The organism is uncultured Allobosea sp. (assembly GCF_945956895.1).
In the GTDB taxonomy this organism is placed as follows: domain Bacteria; phylum Pseudomonadota; class Alphaproteobacteria; order Rhizobiales; family Beijerinckiaceae; genus Allobosea.
In genome coordinates this window covers 1-15,233 of sequence record NZ_CAMFJF010000011.1, presented here as the reverse complement: position 1 = coordinate 15,233, position 15,233 = coordinate 1, and the positions used below count along the sequence as shown (strand labels likewise).

The window sequence follows — 15,233 nt, the reverse complement described above, 5'->3', positions numbered from 1 at the left end:
GAGCCGAAGGCGGATTGCCTCAGCGGGACAGGATTTCGCGAATGAGGCTGATGAAAGCCCGCAGATGTAGCAGGAACGCCAAGGCGGGCTTCTGATCGAGTTCGGCGACGATCTCCGGAGGTTGGCCGTTGCGCCAAGTCAATGCCTGATCCGAGACCATTTTCGGGAGCGCGATGGCCTGGCTTTCATCACTCAAGACATCTACCGCCGCGCAAACCACATGCGCTTGAGCAGACCATCGCCCCGCACGAGCTGATGATACAGCGCGGCAGCGGCATGAATTGCGGCGAGACAGAGCAGCGCGTTGGCGGCAAGCTCATGCCAGCCGTTGATGGAACGTCGCAGGGGCCGATCTTCGGGTGCAAATCCCGGTATCTGCACAATCCCGAACAGGTCCCACCCTCGCGCAGCCACATTGACGATGCCGAGAACGAGCGCGGTCGCGAGGAGGGCATATAGTAGCCCGTGCGTGACGTGTTCTGCCAATCGAAGCATGCCGGTGTTGACCGAGGCAGGGCGTGTCGCGGACGACGTCAGCCAGAGCAGGCGCGCGCCATAGATGAGGATCAGGACCGCTCCGGTCGTGATGTGGAACGACCACATGCCATGGCGCCACTCGCGGGGCAGCAGGAATTCGCTTTGAGCCATGAGCCAGAGCAGCAGGACGAGCGCTGCAGTCAGCCAATGGAAGGCGATGCTGGCCCCGTCATATCGGATTCTGCCAGGATTGCGCTGCATAAGAGCCTCGCTCGTTCACGCGCCGCCGATGAGGATGCCTGTGGCCAGGACGAGCAGGCCCCCCAGGATGATCTGGAACATCGCCCGACCGATGGGGGTCTCCATGAAGCGGTTTTGGATCCAGACGATCACCCAGAGCTCGACGAAGACCACGCAGAGCGCGATGGCGGTCGCAGTCCAGAAATGCGGGATCAGGTACGGGAGTGCGTGTCCCAAACCGCCGATCGTCGTCATGACACCGGAGGCCAGCCCGCGTTTCCAGGGCGCGCCGCGTCCCGACAGCTTGCCGTCGTCATGGGCCGCTTCGGTGAAACCCATCGAGATGCCGGCACCGACCGAGGCGGACAACCCGATCAGAAAGGTCGTCCATGGGTTCTGCGTGGCGAATGCCGTCGCGAAGATCGGCGCCAGGGTCGAGACCGAGCCGTCCATCAGCCCTGCCAGGCCGGGCTGGACCCAGGTCAGCACGAACTGGCGCCTGGCTTGATCCTGTTCGGCCTTGCCTTCGTCGCCGCTCGTCAGTTCACCCTCGAGAGATAGAGCCGTGCGCTCGTGCTTCGCTTCCGCGGCGGCGAGATCTCCGAGCAGCTTGCGCGTTTCCGCATCGGTACTGCGCGAGGCGGCCAACCGGTAGAAGGTTTCGGCCTGCCGTTCCATGTCGGCAGCATCCGCCCGCGCGCGCTCCAGGGGGAGTGACTTCACCAACCACAGCGGCTTGCGCGCATAGAAGCCCTCGACGTGCTCCCGGCGAATGGGGATGATCGTGGGGCCGAACCGCCGAACATAAAGATCCAGCAAGGCACTGCGATGTTCGTTTTCCTCGGCGGCCATGGCATCGAACATCGCGGCGGATGCAGGGTAATCCTTGGCCAGGTTGGCTGCATAGGCCGCGTAGATTCGTCCGTCCTCTTCCTCCGCGAGGATCGCAAGCGACAGCACCTCCTGCGCACTCAAGTCGTCGAACCGCCGTCGGGCCGGCCGAAAAATGGAGAACAGAGCGGGCATGACGTCGTCCAATTGCGAGAGGAGGCTTAGTTTAGAAATGTTCTAATCAAGAGTCGAGCGACTCGATGACGCTCCTCTGGGGCGGTCCAGGCCTGGTGCTGCACTTACGTCGTTGCGGACCACTGCCAGTTGCGCACCTCCGGCATGTCGATGCCGTGGTCGCGAATGAAGCGCCGGTGCTCCGTCAGCTTGTCGCGGATCGTCTGCTTGGCGTAGGCGGCTCGCGCACCGAGTTTCGGCACCCGATCGATGACATCGCCGATGAGATGGAAGCGGTCGAGCCGGTTGCGCACGACCATGTCGAAGGTCGTCGTCGTCGAGCCTTCCTCCTCGTAACCGCGCACATGCAAGTTGGGGTGGTTCGTCCGCTTGTAGGCGAGCCGATGAATGAGCCAAGGATAGCCGTGATAGGCGAAGATCACCGGTTTGTCGGCCGTGAACAGGGCATCGAAATCGGCATCGGTCAGGCCATGCGGATGCTGAGACTTCGGCTGCAAGGTCATCAGATCGACGACATTGACGACGCGAACCTTCAGCTCGGGCAGATGTTGGCGCAGTAGCATGACCGCCGCGAGCGTTTCGAGCGTCGGCACGTCGCCGGCGCAAGCCATCACGACGTCGGGCTCTCCGCCGCGATCGTTGCTGGCCCAATCCCAGATGCCGATGCCCTGCGCGCAATGCTTGATCGCGGCGTCCATGTCGAGCCATTGCGGGGAGGGCGCCTTGCCAGCGACGATGACGTTGATCCGGTTCCAGCTTCGCAGGCAATGGTCGGTGACATGAAGCAGCGTGTTGGCGTCCGGCGGAAGATAGACCCGCACGATGTCGGCCTTCTTGTTCACGACATGGTCGATGAAGCCGGGGTCCTGGTGGCTGAAGCCGTTGTGGTCCTGCTGCCAGACATGGGAGGTGAGGAGGTAGTTCAGCGAGGCGATCGGCCGACGCCAGGGCACTTCCTTGGCCGTCTTCAGCCACTTCGCATGCTGGTTGAACATCGAGTCGACGATGTGGATGAAAGCCTCGTAGCAGGAAAACAGGCCATGGCGACCGGTCAGAAGATAGCCTTCCAGCCAACCCTGGCAGAGATGCTCGCTCAGGATTTCAGTGACACGACCGTCGCGCGTGAGATTCTCGTCTTCGGGGAGGATTTCTTCCTGCCAGGCCCGGTCCGTCACCTCGAAGAGGGCCTGCAAGCGGTTCGAGGCGGTCTCGTCGGGGCCGAAAACCCGGAAATTCCGACTGGGTTCATTGGCCTTCATCACATCGCGCAGGAAAGCGCCCATGATCCGGGTCGCCTCGGCCTTGCCGCCGCCCGGGCGCTCTACCTTCACGGCATGCCGGGTATAGTCCGGCATCCTGAGGGGCCGGCGCAGCGCTCCGCCATTGGCATGCGGGTTGGCGCTCATTCGCTTTTCACCTGAAGGCGCCAGCGCCGCGATCTCGACCTTCAGCCGACCGGCCGCATCGAACAGCTCCTCCGGGTGATAGCTGCGCAGCCAGTCTTCGAGCAGTTGCAGATGGCCGGGCTTCGACATGTCGCTGAACGGCACCTGATGGGAGCGCCAGAAGCCCTCGGTCTTCAGGCCGTCGACGATCTTGGGACCGGTCCAGCCCTTGGGGCTGCGCAGCACGATCATCGGCCAGCGCGGACGATTGCTTGCAGTCCCCTCACGGGCCTCGTTCTGAATTGCTGCAATTCCGGAAAATGCGCTATCGAGCGCGGCCGCCATCGCTTGGTGCATCGCCTCGGGCTCCTCGCCCTCGACGAAGAGCGGATCGTAGCCGTAGCCGCGCAGCAATGCCTCCAGTTCAGCATGCGGGATGCGCGCCAGCACGGTGGGATTGGCGATCTTGTAGCCGTTCAGGTGCAGGATCGGCAGGACGGCACCATCCGCCGCCGGATTGAGGAATTTGTTCGAGTGCCAGGAGGCGGCCAGTGGACCAGTCTCGGCCTCGCCGTCGCCGATGACGCAGGCGGCGATCAGGCCGGGATTGTCGAGCACGGCGCCGAAGGCGTGCACGAGACTATACCCGAGCTCGCCGCCTTCGTGGATGGAGCCGGGCGTATCGGGCGCGGCGTGACTGGGAATGCCGCCCGGGAACGAGAACTGCCTGACGAAACGCCGCAGACCTTCCTCGTCCTGCGAGACGTCTGGATAGAGCTCGCTATAGGTCCCTTCAAGATAGGTGCTTGCCACCACACCAGGCGCGCCATGGCCTGGCCCGGCGATGAACAGGATGTTCAGGTCCTGGTCGCCGATGATGCGATTGAGGTGCAGATAAATGAAATTCAGGCCAGGTGTCGTGCCCCAATGACCGAGCAGTCGCGGCTTTACGTGCTCGATCCGCAAAGGCTCGCGTAGCAGCGGATTGTCGAGCAGATAGATCTGCGCCACCGAGAGGTAGTTGGCGGCCCGCCACCAGGCCTGCATCAACGCGACCTCCTGCGAATTCAGAGCCGTCGGTGTCACGGTATCGATGTCCCGAGCGCTCATGTCCGTGCTCCAAGGGGCTTCAGAGGAGAAATCCATACGACCGCGCCATCGCTATGCGCTTTGATTTTGAGCAAAGCGCATCCGTGGCGCAGAGAGTACGACCGAGCCGGTCCGCGCAAGGATGATCGACCGTCATCGGGGCGTCGATCTGCCGTGGTCCGCCGGCAGTGTCGCGCGGTGCCCGATGCGCAGCCATTGGAGGGAAATCTCATCATGACCGACGATTTGAGCCGCTATCTCAATACACGAGCCGGCTTCAGGTTCCTGGTGAGGCCCGCCCGGCCCGACGACGAAGTGGGATTGGCCGAATTCTTCACGCACGTTACGCCGGAGGATCTGCGCTTCCGCTTTCTGACCACGGTGAGGGAGGTCGGGCATGATCGACTGGTCGCCATGACGAAGATCGAGGATCGGCAGACCGAAAATTTCATCGCCTTCACCGATGACGGGAAGACGATCATCGCCGCGGGCATGCTCGCTTGCGACGCCGCTTTGGAGAAAGGGGAAATCGCGATCTCGATACGACGCGAGTACAAGCACAGAGGCGTAGGCTGGGAGCTCCTAAGGCATATTTGCAAGTTCGCCGAGAGCAAGGGCGTGAAAGCCGTTGAATCTCTTGAGGACCGACAAAATCACGAAGCAATCGAGATCGAGATCGAACAGGGCTTCGAGGTTGCGGAATGCCCCGACGACGTTCGTCTCGTCGTGCTCAGAAAGACATTCAGGTAAATTTCGAACGCCCCACAGCGGCCATCAGGCCCGCGGACAGACGGCGCGTTCGTGCCAGGACGTCAAGCGTGGTCGCGGTTTCAGCCGTTCGATCCAAGCGAGGCGTCTGCCACGTAAAGCTTGGATCCGCGAGTCACCACCGCTGTGGTCGAAAGAGATTCAAGCGGTGATTTGATCCGCGAAGATGGTCCGCCCCCGCTCGCCGGTGAAATACTGTCTCAGCCAAGGATCCTTGTGCGTCAGCAGGTCCTGTAAAGTTCCGAGAGCGATGACCTGGCCCCGCGCGATGGCCGCGATCCTGTCGCAGGTCGTGTGAAGACTGCTCAGGTCGTGGGTGATCATCATCACCGTCAGGTTCAGGCTCGCCTTGAGAGACAACAGAAGCTGGTCGAAGGCATCGGCTGCGATGGGGTCCAGTCCCGAGGTTGGCTCGTCGAGAAACAGGATCTCCGGGTCGAGAGCCAATGCCCGGGCAAGGGCGGCTCGCTTGGTCATGCCGCCCGAGAGCTCCGCAGGATACTTTCCCGCCGCATCGAGCGGCAATCCGACCATCTCGATCTTCAGCATCGCCAGCTCGGTCAACAGATTCGGCGACAGATGCAGAAGCTCGCGCATCGGGAGCTGGATATTCTCGGCGATCGTCAATGACGAGAACAAGGCACCTTGCTGGAACATGACGCCGCAGCGCTGTTCGAGAGCTCGGCGCTCATCCTGTCGGAGGTCATCGAGATTTCTGCCGAAGATCTCGATGACGCCGCTCCGCTTGGGCAAAAGCCCAAGGATGGTTCGCGCCAGGACGGACTTGCCCGAGCCGGACGCTCCGATAACGCCGAGAATTTCACCCCGCATGACGTCGAGGTCGAGGTGATCCAGCACCGCCTTGTCGCCGAAGACGACTTCGAGGCCCCGGACACGAACGGCGACCTCATTCATTTCCGGCCCGGGTTCTCGCTCGGTCGTTGCCATGAACGGCTCTCCGGCTGCACGTCGCTCGCTGAGCGAGGCGGTTGGCCCGTCGGTAAGACCGCAAGGGCCAACCGCCCCGGTTATCCTAGTGCGCGAGCAAGAGCGGCACGGGAGCGCGGTCGATCAGATCCGCAGTCACGCCGCCCAGCACCCATTCGCGGAAGCGCGAATGGCCGTAGGCTCCGACGACGATCAGGTCTGCCGAAATTCTCCGCACTTCGGCGAGGAGGGTGTCGGTCGGAGACGCCTCCGGGTTGAGGACGGTTGCCGTCGCCTCGACGCCGTGCCTGGCAAGATGGGCGCTGATGTCCGCGAGGACTTCGGCGCCTCCCATCCTGCCATGGGCCTCTTCCCTGACCGTGACGATATGGACCTGCGTCGCGTGAGCGATCAGGGGCAGGGCCTCCGCCACCGCTCGGGCGCTCTGTCGCGTGTCGGTCCATCCGATCAGGACGGTTTTGATGGGAGAGCGCAACGCGGCTGCCGGCGGCAGCAGCAAAAGCCCCCTGCCTCCGTCGAACATGACGCTCTCGATCATGGGGCGCCAGCGGCTGTGGCCGTCATCGCACGGACAGGTCGCGATGAAGAGGTCGTTCCAGCGAGCTTCGCTGGCGACGGCCTGTTCGAGAATTCCAGGGAATGCGTCCAGCCGGCGCAGCTCATGCGTGGGGCCGAGGCGCGCCAGGCGTTGCCGAAGTCTCTTCTCGCTGACGTCTCCTTCCTCCGTCACTGCATCGACCAATTGACCGATCGCGGTGACGCCGAAGTCTCCGGCGAAGAGAGCGGGATCGGGCAGGAGGTTCGTGAAGATGCCGGTGATCCGAGCCGCAAAGCTCGTGGCCAGGGCTTCGGCGTGCGCAAGGCGCGTTTCGTCCTCCGGAGAACCATCGAGATGAACCGCGATGTCGCGATAGGCTGTGCCGCGAACGGCCTGTGCCTTCGCCACGTTGCTCGAAGAGGGTGTGATGTCGTTCATGGCAACCTCCGCGTCGATAGCTGATCCTGGTGCGCTATCGAGCGACGAAAGCAGGTCGATCACATTGATTTTCGTCAAACGCGAGCATGTTCTCTCGCGGTTTTGCGTTGAGTCAAATCCAACGGGACCAGTTCGCGGCAGGCTGATTTCATCTCATCGGTTTCGGAGAGTGATCATGGCGCCTGTCCCTCAATCCGTTGCGCGGCCTTCGTCGGGAAACACGCGAACGGCCCGCTCCAAGATGATGTGCGCGGCCGTGTTCGTGGAGCCGGGCCGCATCGAGCTCGAGGACAAGCCGATCCCGAAGATCGGGCCGCTCGACGCGCTGCTGCGCATCACCACCACGACGATCTGCGGCACGGATATCCATATCCTCAAGGGCGAATACCCGGTCGCGCGCGGCCTCACCATCGGCCATGAACCGGTGGGCGTGATCGAGAAGCTCGGTTCCGAGGTGAGGGGATTCCGGGAAGGTCAGCGCGTGATCGCAGGCGCCATCACGCCTTCGGGGCACAGCGCTGCCTGCCTTTGCGGCTGCGCCTCGCAGGATGGCGCCGACACGCGCCACGGCTTCAAGGCCATGGGCGGCTGGCGCTTCGGCAACACGATCGATGGTGCCCAGGCGGAGTATCTGCTGGTGCCGGACGCCATGGTCAATCTCGCACACGTTCCTTCCGGACTGACGGACGAGCAGGTTCTGATGTGCCCGGACATCATGTCGACCGGGTTTTCCGGCGCCGAGAGCGGTGGGGTCAGGATCGGCGACTGCGTCGCCATCTTCGCGCAAGGCCCTATCGGACTATGCGCCACTGCCGGCGCCCGGCTGATGGGCGCGACGCGCATCATTGCCGTGGAGAGCGTTCCCGAACGACAGGACATGGCACGCAGGCTTGGCGCCGACGAGGTCGTCGACTTCTCCAAGGGTGATCCGGTCGACGAAATCATGCGGCTGACCGATGGCAGGGGCGTCGACGTGGCGATCGAGGCCCTTGGCCGCCAGGAGACCTTCTCCGCCGCATTGCGGGTGCTGCGTCCCGGTGGAACGCTATCGTCGCTCGGTGTCTATTCGAGCGACCTGACGATCCCGCTCGGTGCCTTTGCCGCAGGGCTTGGCGACCACCGCATCGTCACCACGCTCTGCCCTGGCGGAAAGGAGCGAATGCGGCGCCTGATCGACGTCGTCGCCTCCGGCCGGGTCGATCTGGGGCCGCTGGTTACGCATCGTTTTTCGCTGGAACGCATCAAGGATGCCTACGAGCTGTTCTCGCACCAGCGCGATGGCGTCCTCAAGGTTGCAATTACGCCTTGATCGGTAGAACCATGGATCAGCGTGTCACCTCGCGCCCGTCGCTGCGACCGGATCATCATTGTGGTCGACGGGTGCATCGCGGGAAGCCGGCATGACGACGGAAACCGCGAACGCAGCTGCGACAGGCGAGGGGGAGTTCTGGCGGGAAGGCCGGAACGCATTGTTGCAGCGTCTCGGGGCGACGCCTGATGGCTTGAGCGACGTCGAGGCGGCTCAACGGCTGCATCGCTTCGGGCCCAATCTCGCCGTGACCAGCCTGCGGCGCGGGCTGTTCTTCAAGATCGTCAAGCGGCTCGTGGAGCCTCTCATCGCGATCTTGCTGATCGCCGCGCTGATCTCCGGGGCGACGGGCGATTGGCAAAGCCTGATCATCATCGTGCTCATCGTGCTGGCTTCGATCGCCCTCGACGTGTTCCAGGAGACCCAGGCCGAGAATGCGGTCGATGCGCTGCGGCGCACCGTGGCGGTGCAGGTTACGGTTCTTCGCAGCGGACGGCTCGTTGAAGTCCCGGTCCGGGAGGCGGTTCCTGGCGACGTCGTCGCGCTTCACGCCGGTGATCTCATCCCGGCGGATGGCCTGATCATCGAGAGCCACGATGCAATGGCTGATGAAGCGGCGCTCACCGGCGAACCCTTTCCGGTGGAGAAGCTGGCCGCTCCCGAGGATTCCGCCGCTGACGGAACCGATAGCGCCCTTTTCGGGGGAACAAGCCTCGTCGCCGGAGAGGTCCGGATGCTCGTCACGGCGACGGGCGCCGAGACACGGCTGGGCGCGATCTCCCGCTCCATGCAGGCGAGCGAGCCGCCCACCGCCTTCGAGCGCGGCGTTCACGGCCTCGGCATGCTGATCCTGCGCCTCACCGGCTTCCTGGTCCTGTTCGTGCTGCTGACACAGCTCGTGCGCCACGGGCTGTCGATCGAGAGCTTCCTGTTCGCCGCCGCGCTGGCCGTGGGCCTGACGCCGGAGCTGCTGCCGGTGGTGATGACGGTGACGCTCGCACGCGGCGCGATGCGCATGGCACAGCGCCAGGTGGTGGTGAAGCGGCTGTCCGCGATCCACGATCTCGGGGCGATGGACGTCCTCTGCACCGACAAGACCGGGACGCTGACGGAAGCACGGATCGCTCATGTCGGGAGCTTCGACTGCGACGGCTTCGAAAGCTCACGCGTCACCGAACTCGCTTGCCTCAACAGCCGCTTTTGCAGCGGGTTGCGCAACAGTCTCGACACCGCCCTGCTCGCCTCCTCGGCAAAGGACGATGGCTCCTGGCGGCCTCTCGCGGATCTACCTTTCGATTTTCAGCGTCGGCGTTCCTCCGTCCTCGTGGCGAAGGGCGACGAGCGGGACATGATCGTCAAAGGTGCTCCCGAAGCGTTGCTCGACTTGTGCGATAGGTTCGAGCGGGCGGGGGGCAGGATTGAAAAGCTCGACGATGCCGAGCGACGCAAGCTCCTGGCCTTCTTCGAAGGCAAAGGAGCGCAGGGCTTGCGGCTGCTCGGCATCGCTCACCGTCCGATGTCGCCGGGAACCGATGACCTGTCTCGCGATGACGAAGCCGGTCTCGTCTTCGCGGGCTGCGCTGCCTTCGTCGATCCGCCCAAGGCTTCGGCGGGTGTGGCGGCCTGTCAGCTCGCGGCCGCGGGCGTGCGCGTCAAGGTGATTTCGGGAGATGCCGCTCCCGTCGTTCGTCACCTCGCCGAAACCCTGGCGCTTCCGGCGCGAGGGCTGATGACGGGCGAGGAGATCGCGGCATTGGGAGATGCCGCTCTGGCCGCTCGCGTTCGAAACGTCGACCTGTTCGCCCGGATCGCGCCCGAACAGAAGGCGCGCCTCGTCCTGGCTCTGCGCAGGGCAGGACATACGGTGGGCTTTATCGGCGACGGCATCAACGATGCGCCGGCAATCCATGCCGCGGATGTCGGCTTGTCCGTCGAGGGCGGAACCGAGGTCGCGCGCGAGGCGGCCGCGATCGTCCTGCTCGCGCCCGATCTCGGCGTGCTTGCGCAGGGTATCGCCGAGGGGCGGCGCACCTATGCCAACATCATGAAATATGTCCGCATGGGCACGAGCTCGAATTTCGGCAACATGCTTTCGATGGCGCTGGCGTCGATTGTGCTGCCGTTCCTGCCACTCAATCCGTTGCAGATCCTGATCAACAACATGCTCTACGACCTGTCCGAGGTCGGCATTCCTTTCGATGAGGCGGACCCTGCCGACCTTGCGAAACCGCAGCACTGGGACATGCACGCCGTGCTCCGCTTCACGCTCGTCATGGGGCCGCTCTCATCCGTATTCGATGCGGCGACTTTCACCGTTCTGCTCGGTGTTTTCGGCGCAGGGATCGAGACGTTCAGGACGGCCTGGTTCGTCGAGTCGATCCTGACGCAGATCCTGGTGATCTTCGTCATCCGCACGGCGGCGCCCTGCTGGCGCAGCCGGCCGCATCGCTTTCTCGTCATGACCTCGCTCGGGGCTCTCGCCGCCGCACTGATCCTGGCCTTGACGCCGCTCGGCCATCCGTTCGGCTTCGTCGCACTGCCGGTTCCGGTCCTGCTCGCCACCCTGGTCATCGCCGCCTTCTACCTCGGGCTTGCCGAGATATTGAAGCCGCTGGCGATGCGCGCGGATGGGAAACGAAGAAGAGGTCGCACCCGCAATCCGGTGGTGCGCCGTTTCCGCGCCTTCTGAGCGTCACGACCTCAGCGAGCCGTCGCGGTCGCGGAGGCCGTGCCGTCAGGCGCCGTCTCAAGCGCCCGGATGACGAGATCGTATTTCACGGTCGTCATCGCAAAGCCGCGCGCCCAGTCGACGACATCGTTCCAGGGATCGACGATCTTGGTTGTGGCGGACAGGAAGGTGACGACGGTGGCGATCTCGGTCTGTCCGCTAACCGCCAGCACGCAGCCGATGCCGAGCACGAGCAGACTGCCCAGGGAATAGGTCAGGTTCATCAGAAAATTAAGGGAGAACTTGATTTCGAAGACGCCGATATCGACCGCGAAGACCTCGTCCAGTCGGGGAGCGCTCGATCCCGTCTTCACGGGCGACAGGATCTCGTCGCCGAAGCGTCGGAGGAGACGCGTTCGTTCCGCCACCCGCCGATTGATCGCCCGCTGCATCAGCGGCACGAACACGAATTGCGGCGCGAGGATCAGAAGGCTGGCGGCCATCATTCCGAGGTCGAGGAAGGCGAGATAGATGAAGATGCTCGCCAGAAAGCCGACCTCGACGATCGGCAGGCTGAGGCTCGAGCCGACGAACCCGCCGATTTCGTCCGCTTCCGCGAGGATCATGGCGAGGCCGGTGCCGTTGGCCAGATCTGAACCCTGCTCGTCCGCGCGTTCAAGCCGCTGCGTCACCACGAGCCGCAGGTCGCGGGTCGCGCATTCGCCGATCCAGGCGCGGTAGACGTTCATTGCCAGCTTCGCCAGGCCATAAGCCAGGACGAGCCCGATTTGCAGGGCGACCAAGGTCAGGATGGCACGGACGCTGCCGACATGGACGGCAGTGTCGATGATGCGCCGCTGTGTTTCGATCGGAGCGGTATTGAGCAGGAAGACGGCGATGGACAGGGCGCAGACTGCCGCCTGGTGCCAGCCGCCGGAGAGGATCACGAAGCGGAGAAGCGAGGGCGGCAGGGGCAAGGCCTGCTCATATGGGCGACGAGGCTTGGAGATCGCGTTGACAAGCCCTGAGAGCCTCATGGCACCAGCACCGCCGCGCCCTGCAATCGGCCGGCGCGCAGATCCGAGAGAGCCTCGTTCGCCCGCTCCAAGGGATAGACCGTGGTTTTCGTCTTGATGTCGGCCTGCCGGGCAACTGACAGGAATTCCCGGCCGTCTGCTCGGGTGAGATTGGCGACCGAAACAAGCTCGCGTTCGTGCCAGAGCAGATCGTAGCCGAAGCTGGGAATGTCGCTCATATGGATGCCGCCGCAGACGACGCGTCCGCCCTTCACGACGGCGCTCAACGCCAGCGGGACCAGCGCCCCGACGGGCGCGAAGATCAGCGCGGCGTCGAGCGGCACCGGCGGCTTTTCCTCGGAACGACCCGCCCAGCAAGCACCGAGCGAAAGGGCATGGGCCTGCGCGGCTTCGTCGCCCGGACGGGTGAAGGCATAGACTTCGCGCCCCTGCCAGCGACAGATTTGCGTGAGAATGTGAGCGGCCGCGCCGAAGCCGTAGAGGCCGATCCGTCGGGCTGCGCCGGCGCTGCGCAGGCTTCGCCATCCGATCAACCCTGCGCACATCAAAGGTGCGGCAGTGACCGGGTCGGGGAATTCATCCAGAGGGAAGACATAGGCCGCGTCGGCAACGACATGGCTGGCGAAGCCGCCGTCGCGGGTGTAGCCGGTGAATTCCGGGGTATCGCACAGGTTCTCCCGCAAGGCGCGACAATAGGGGCAATGCCCGCATGTATGGCCCAGCCAGCCGAGGCCGACGCGCCGGCCGATCAGTTCGGGCGCGACATCCGCTCCGACCAGATCAACCCGGCCGACGACTTCGTGGCCTGGAACGCGCGGGCATTGCAGATCGGGCAGTTCGCCATCGACGACATGCAGATCCGTGCGGCAGATCGCACAAGCCTCAACCCTGATCCGTAATTCTCCCGGGGCAGGTGCGGGATCGGGGCGTGCCTCCTTGACGAGCGGACGGCCCGGGGCGTTCAGAACCATCGCCTTCATGGGATTCTCCCGCTCTGCACGCTGAAGAACCTACCCCGGGTGAGGTGGCATCGGCTTTGACCAAGCTCAAGGAACGCGCGGCTTTCGGCGCGCATCCTGGCGAGAGTTTCGAAGGAAGAAAGCCATGTAGTCCTCGTCCCGAACCGGCTTGGCCCGGGAGCCCCGGCGGCAGCAGCCTTGCAGGGAGGAGACGCTCGGCGAGGAGGCGTTCTCAGCGATCGATCGCAGGCGCAAAGCCGCCACGGCGAAATTCACCGGCGGGCTCTCGCCCATGGCCTTGGCGCTGGCCTATTTCGACTGGGCCATCCATCTGGCCGCCGCGCCAGGCAAGCAGTTCGAACTGGCGAGCAAGGCGGTGCGCAAGGCCGCTCGCCTGGGAGGGCAGGCCGTTCGGGGCTTCTCGAGACGGATGCCGATCCCAGCATCCGGCCATTGCCTGGCGATTACCGCTTCTCGGCCCCGGAATGGCGCACGCAGCCCTTCAGCTTCATGGCGCAAGCCTTCCTGCTCAATCAGCAATGGTGGCACAACGTCACGCACGAGGTGCCGGGCGTCGAGCGCCATCACGAGGGGGGCGTCTCCTTCATCACGCGCCAGCTTCTGGACGTCTTGTCTCCCTCGAACAATCCGTTGACCAATCCGGAGGTGATCCAGCGCGCTCGCGAGACGGGAGGCGCCAACTTCATCGAGGTTTGGAAGAACTGGACCGAGGACATGCAAAGGCAGCTTGCCGAACGGCCCCCGGTCGGTGCCGAGGGCTTCGTCGTCGGTCGGGACGTGGCGGTGACGCCCGGCAAGGTCATCTTTCGCAATCACCTGATCGAGCTGATCCAGCATGCGCCGTCGACGCCGACCGTCCATGCCGAGCCGATCCTGATCGTGCCTGCCTGGATCATGAAATATTACATCCTCGACCAGTGTGATGGCAGCGCTCGATGCCATCGCTGCGATCCTGCCCGATCGCAAGGTTCATGCGGCCGGATACTGCTTGGGCGGGACGCTTCTGGCCATCGCAGCGGCGGCGATGGCGCGTGACGGCGAGATTCTGAGGCTGCCCCGGTTGCGACCCGGCTCTTCGGTCCTACGATTGAAAGCTGAAAGGCGGCCGACGATCGGAGGTGCCATGCGCGCTCTTCTCGACCAAATTGGCTGGAGCGGTGCGATTGGTTCTCGCGATATCGCTGAACTCTTGTCCGTGCCGGGGGCGCCATTTGCAGACGGTGCGAATGCTCCTGGAACCAAACCGCGTCGATCTGGAGGCTCGAAACGCCTTTTCAGGCAGGCGGGTTGTTGCCCTGAATGACGAGCTCTTTCGAAATCTGGCGGGCCCCGATGAAGAAGCCCCGTACCGCGTCGCCGACGATGTCGCCGAGATCGGGCGGGGTCGCGGTCTGGTACACGAAGCGTCGGATCGCAATGTAGAAGATGCGCCCGTGCAGGCCCCAGAACATCTCTGTCTCGCGCTCGGCCAGGGGCAGCTGGGCCACATCCGGCAGGCCGAGTTCGTGACGCAGTTCGGCGCAGGCGGGCTCGATCACTTCGCGCCTGACGATGTCGAGATAGCGGCCGGTGATGTCGAAGGAGCGCAGGCCCGAGAAGACGAAGATCCGGACCCAGTCATGGTCGAAGACCTTTGCGACATACTCGCGGTAGAACTGGTCGAGCCGCGCTTCGAGCAACTGTGAGCGGTCCTTGATCAGCGACGCCCAGCCGGGCTGCCAGCGGCTGAGATAGACCTGCTCGTAGACGCGCTCGATCAGCGCCTCCTTGCTTGGGAAATGCCGATAGATCGCCGAATGGGTAATGCCCATGCGCTTGGCGAGCTCGCGCGTCTGGCCCTCGAAACCATGCTCGGCGAAGAAGCGGATCGCCTCGCTCAGGATCGCCTGCTCCCTGTCCGTCGCACGCATGTTGCGCCGCCGCGGCCGGGTCTCGCCAGCTCCGGGTGTGGTCATGCGTGCTACCGCGCTCCAGTTTCAGACCGTGCCGACTCGGTCGCCCGAATTTGCGACCATCTGGTCATTTTGGCCAGCGCGATTCCAGATATCCCCGCAACGGAGGTTCGTTGAAGCCCGTCTCTGCCGGGCTGGGTACTTTGCTAGTCTTGCCCGAAGCTTAGCTCTGCCCGATCCGCGCCGGGCCTCCTGGGGAAGCCTCCGTCGTTATATCCAATAGAATATAACGTATTGGCCGCGCAAGGGAAATTTGTGACCAATTGGTCATTTCTTCTTGACGTATTCCGGGGTGCGTGCATTCATTTTGAGACCAGATGGTCACAAATCTGGCCTGGAAACGCACAACGGAGTTCGGAGCCTTGAAAGCCCGAGCCT

At 63.9% G+C, this 15,233-nt stretch carries 12 protein-coding genes and 1 pseudogene; 4 read left to right on the top strand and 9 right to left on the bottom strand.

Annotated features, from left to right (window positions below):
- Positions 1-19: 19 nt before the first annotated feature.
- The 4 genes from Q0Q02_RS09015 to Q0Q02_RS09000 form a co-directional block, all read right to left on the bottom strand.
- Positions 20-196, bottom strand: a complete 177-nt coding sequence (locus Q0Q02_RS09015; RefSeq protein ID WP_293808640.1) for a hypothetical protein — start codon at positions 194-196, stop codon at positions 20-22.
- A gap of 5 nt (positions 197-201) precedes the next feature.
- Complete coding sequence (locus Q0Q02_RS09010) at positions 202-738, bottom strand: cytochrome b/b6 domain-containing protein (RefSeq protein WP_293808639.1); 537 nt, start codon at positions 736-738, stop codon at positions 202-204.
- A gap of 15 nt (positions 739-753) precedes the next feature.
- Positions 754-1,743 carry an iron exporter MbfA gene (gene mbfA, locus Q0Q02_RS09005; RefSeq protein ID WP_293808637.1) on the bottom strand — a complete coding sequence of 330 codons (990 nt, stop codon included), beginning with the start codon at positions 1,741-1,743 and terminating at the stop codon, positions 754-756.
- A gap of 104 nt (positions 1,744-1,847) precedes the next feature.
- Positions 1,848-4,238, bottom strand: coding sequence for a phosphoketolase family protein (locus tag Q0Q02_RS09000; RefSeq protein WP_293808635.1), 2,391 nt, complete (start codon positions 4,236-4,238; stop codon positions 1,848-1,850).
- A 213-nt stretch (positions 4,239-4,451) separates the two neighbouring features.
- On the opposite strand from Q0Q02_RS09000, the gene Q0Q02_RS08995 reads away from it, so the two are divergent.
- Positions 4,452-4,967, top strand: a complete 516-nt coding sequence (locus tag Q0Q02_RS08995) for a GNAT family N-acetyltransferase (RefSeq protein ID WP_293808633.1) — start codon at positions 4,452-4,454, stop codon at positions 4,965-4,967.
- A gap of 159 nt (positions 4,968-5,126) precedes the next feature.
- On the opposite strand, the gene Q0Q02_RS08990 is transcribed toward Q0Q02_RS08995, so the two are convergent.
- Both Q0Q02_RS08990 and Q0Q02_RS08985 read right to left on the bottom strand, forming a co-directional pair.
- Positions 5,127-5,933 carry an ABC transporter ATP-binding protein gene (locus tag Q0Q02_RS08990; RefSeq protein WP_293808631.1) on the bottom strand — a complete coding sequence of 269 codons (807 nt, stop codon included), beginning with the start codon at positions 5,931-5,933 and terminating at the stop codon, positions 5,127-5,129.
- Positions 5,934-6,018: 85 nt separating this feature from the next.
- Positions 6,019-6,909 (bottom strand): universal stress protein, encoded by an 891-nt coding sequence (locus Q0Q02_RS08985; protein WP_293808630.1) that lies wholly within the window; start codon positions 6,907-6,909, stop codon positions 6,019-6,021.
- 244 nt (positions 6,910-7,153) lie between these two features.
- On the opposite strand from Q0Q02_RS08985, the gene Q0Q02_RS08980 reads away from it, so the two are divergent.
- Together Q0Q02_RS08980 and mgtA are read left to right on the top strand one after the other, a co-directional pair.
- The gene (locus Q0Q02_RS08980; RefSeq protein ID WP_293808793.1) at positions 7,154-8,218 is read left to right on the top strand and encodes an NAD(P)-dependent alcohol dehydrogenase; all 1,065 of its coding nucleotides are present in this window, start codon (positions 7,154-7,156) and stop codon (positions 8,216-8,218) included.
- 91 nt (positions 8,219-8,309) lie between these two features.
- On the top strand, positions 8,310-10,907 hold the full coding sequence (gene mgtA / locus Q0Q02_RS08975) for a magnesium-translocating P-type ATPase (RefSeq protein WP_293808628.1): 2,598 nt from the start codon (positions 8,310-8,312) through the stop codon (positions 10,905-10,907).
- Between the two features lie 11 nt (positions 10,908-10,918).
- Here mgtA and Q0Q02_RS08970 read toward each other — a convergent pair whose 3' ends face one another.
- Together Q0Q02_RS08970 and Q0Q02_RS08965 are read right to left on the bottom strand one after the other, a co-directional pair.
- A complete protein-coding gene (locus Q0Q02_RS08970; protein ID WP_293808626.1) occupies positions 10,919-11,863 on the bottom strand; it encodes an ABC transporter ATP-binding protein in 945 nt (314 codons plus the stop codon).
- A 56-nt stretch (positions 11,864-11,919) separates the two neighbouring features.
- A complete protein-coding gene (locus tag Q0Q02_RS08965; RefSeq protein WP_293808624.1) occupies positions 11,920-12,903 on the bottom strand; it encodes a zinc-dependent alcohol dehydrogenase family protein in 984 nt (327 codons plus the stop codon).
- A gap of 148 nt (positions 12,904-13,051) precedes the next feature.
- Here Q0Q02_RS08965 and Q0Q02_RS08960 point away from each other — a divergent pair.
- A pseudogene (locus tag Q0Q02_RS08960) lies at positions 13,052-13,942 on the top strand (poly-beta-hydroxybutyrate polymerase N-terminal domain-containing protein); the annotation flags it as partial.
- Between the two features lie 235 nt (positions 13,943-14,177).
- Here Q0Q02_RS08960 and Q0Q02_RS08955 read toward each other — a convergent pair.
- Complete coding sequence (locus tag Q0Q02_RS08955; RefSeq protein ID WP_293808791.1) at positions 14,178-14,813, bottom strand: TetR/AcrR family transcriptional regulator; 636 nt, start codon at positions 14,811-14,813, stop codon at positions 14,178-14,180.
- Positions 14,814-15,233 lie beyond the last annotated feature (420 nt).

Excerpts from the sequence above, each read along its gene's own strand:
- Q0Q02_RS09010 (WP_293808639.1), bottom strand. The coding sequence starts at position 738 with ATGCAGCGCAATCCTGGCAGAATCCGATATGACGGGGCCAGCATCGCC.
- mbfA (WP_293808637.1), bottom strand. The coding sequence starts at position 1,743 with ATGCCCGCTCTGTTCTCCATTTTTCGGCCGGCCCGACGGCGGTTCGAC.
- Q0Q02_RS09000 (WP_293808635.1), bottom strand. The coding sequence starts at position 4,238 with ATGAGCGCTCGGGACATCGATACCGTGACACCGACGGCTCTGAATTCG.
- Q0Q02_RS08995 (WP_293808633.1), top strand. The coding sequence starts at position 4,452 with ATGACCGACGATTTGAGCCGCTATCTCAATACACGAGCCGGCTTCAGG.
- Q0Q02_RS08990 (WP_293808631.1), bottom strand. The coding sequence starts at position 5,933 with ATGGCAACGACCGAGCGAGAACCCGGGCCGGAAATGAATGAGGTCGCC.
- Q0Q02_RS08985 (WP_293808630.1), bottom strand. The coding sequence starts at position 6,909 with ATGAACGACATCACACCCTCTTCGAGCAACGTGGCGAAGGCACAGGCC.
- Q0Q02_RS08980 (WP_293808793.1), top strand. The coding sequence starts at position 7,154 with ATGTGCGCGGCCGTGTTCGTGGAGCCGGGCCGCATCGAGCTCGAGGAC.
- mgtA (WP_293808628.1), top strand. The coding sequence starts at position 8,310 with ATGACGACGGAAACCGCGAACGCAGCTGCGACAGGCGAGGGGGAGTTC.
- Q0Q02_RS08965 (WP_293808624.1), bottom strand. The coding sequence starts at position 12,903 with ATGAAGGCGATGGTTCTGAACGCCCCGGGCCGTCCGCTCGTCAAGGAG.
- Q0Q02_RS08955 (WP_293808791.1), bottom strand. The coding sequence starts at position 14,813 with ATGCGTGCGACGGACAGGGAGCAGGCGATCCTGAGCGAGGCGATCCGC.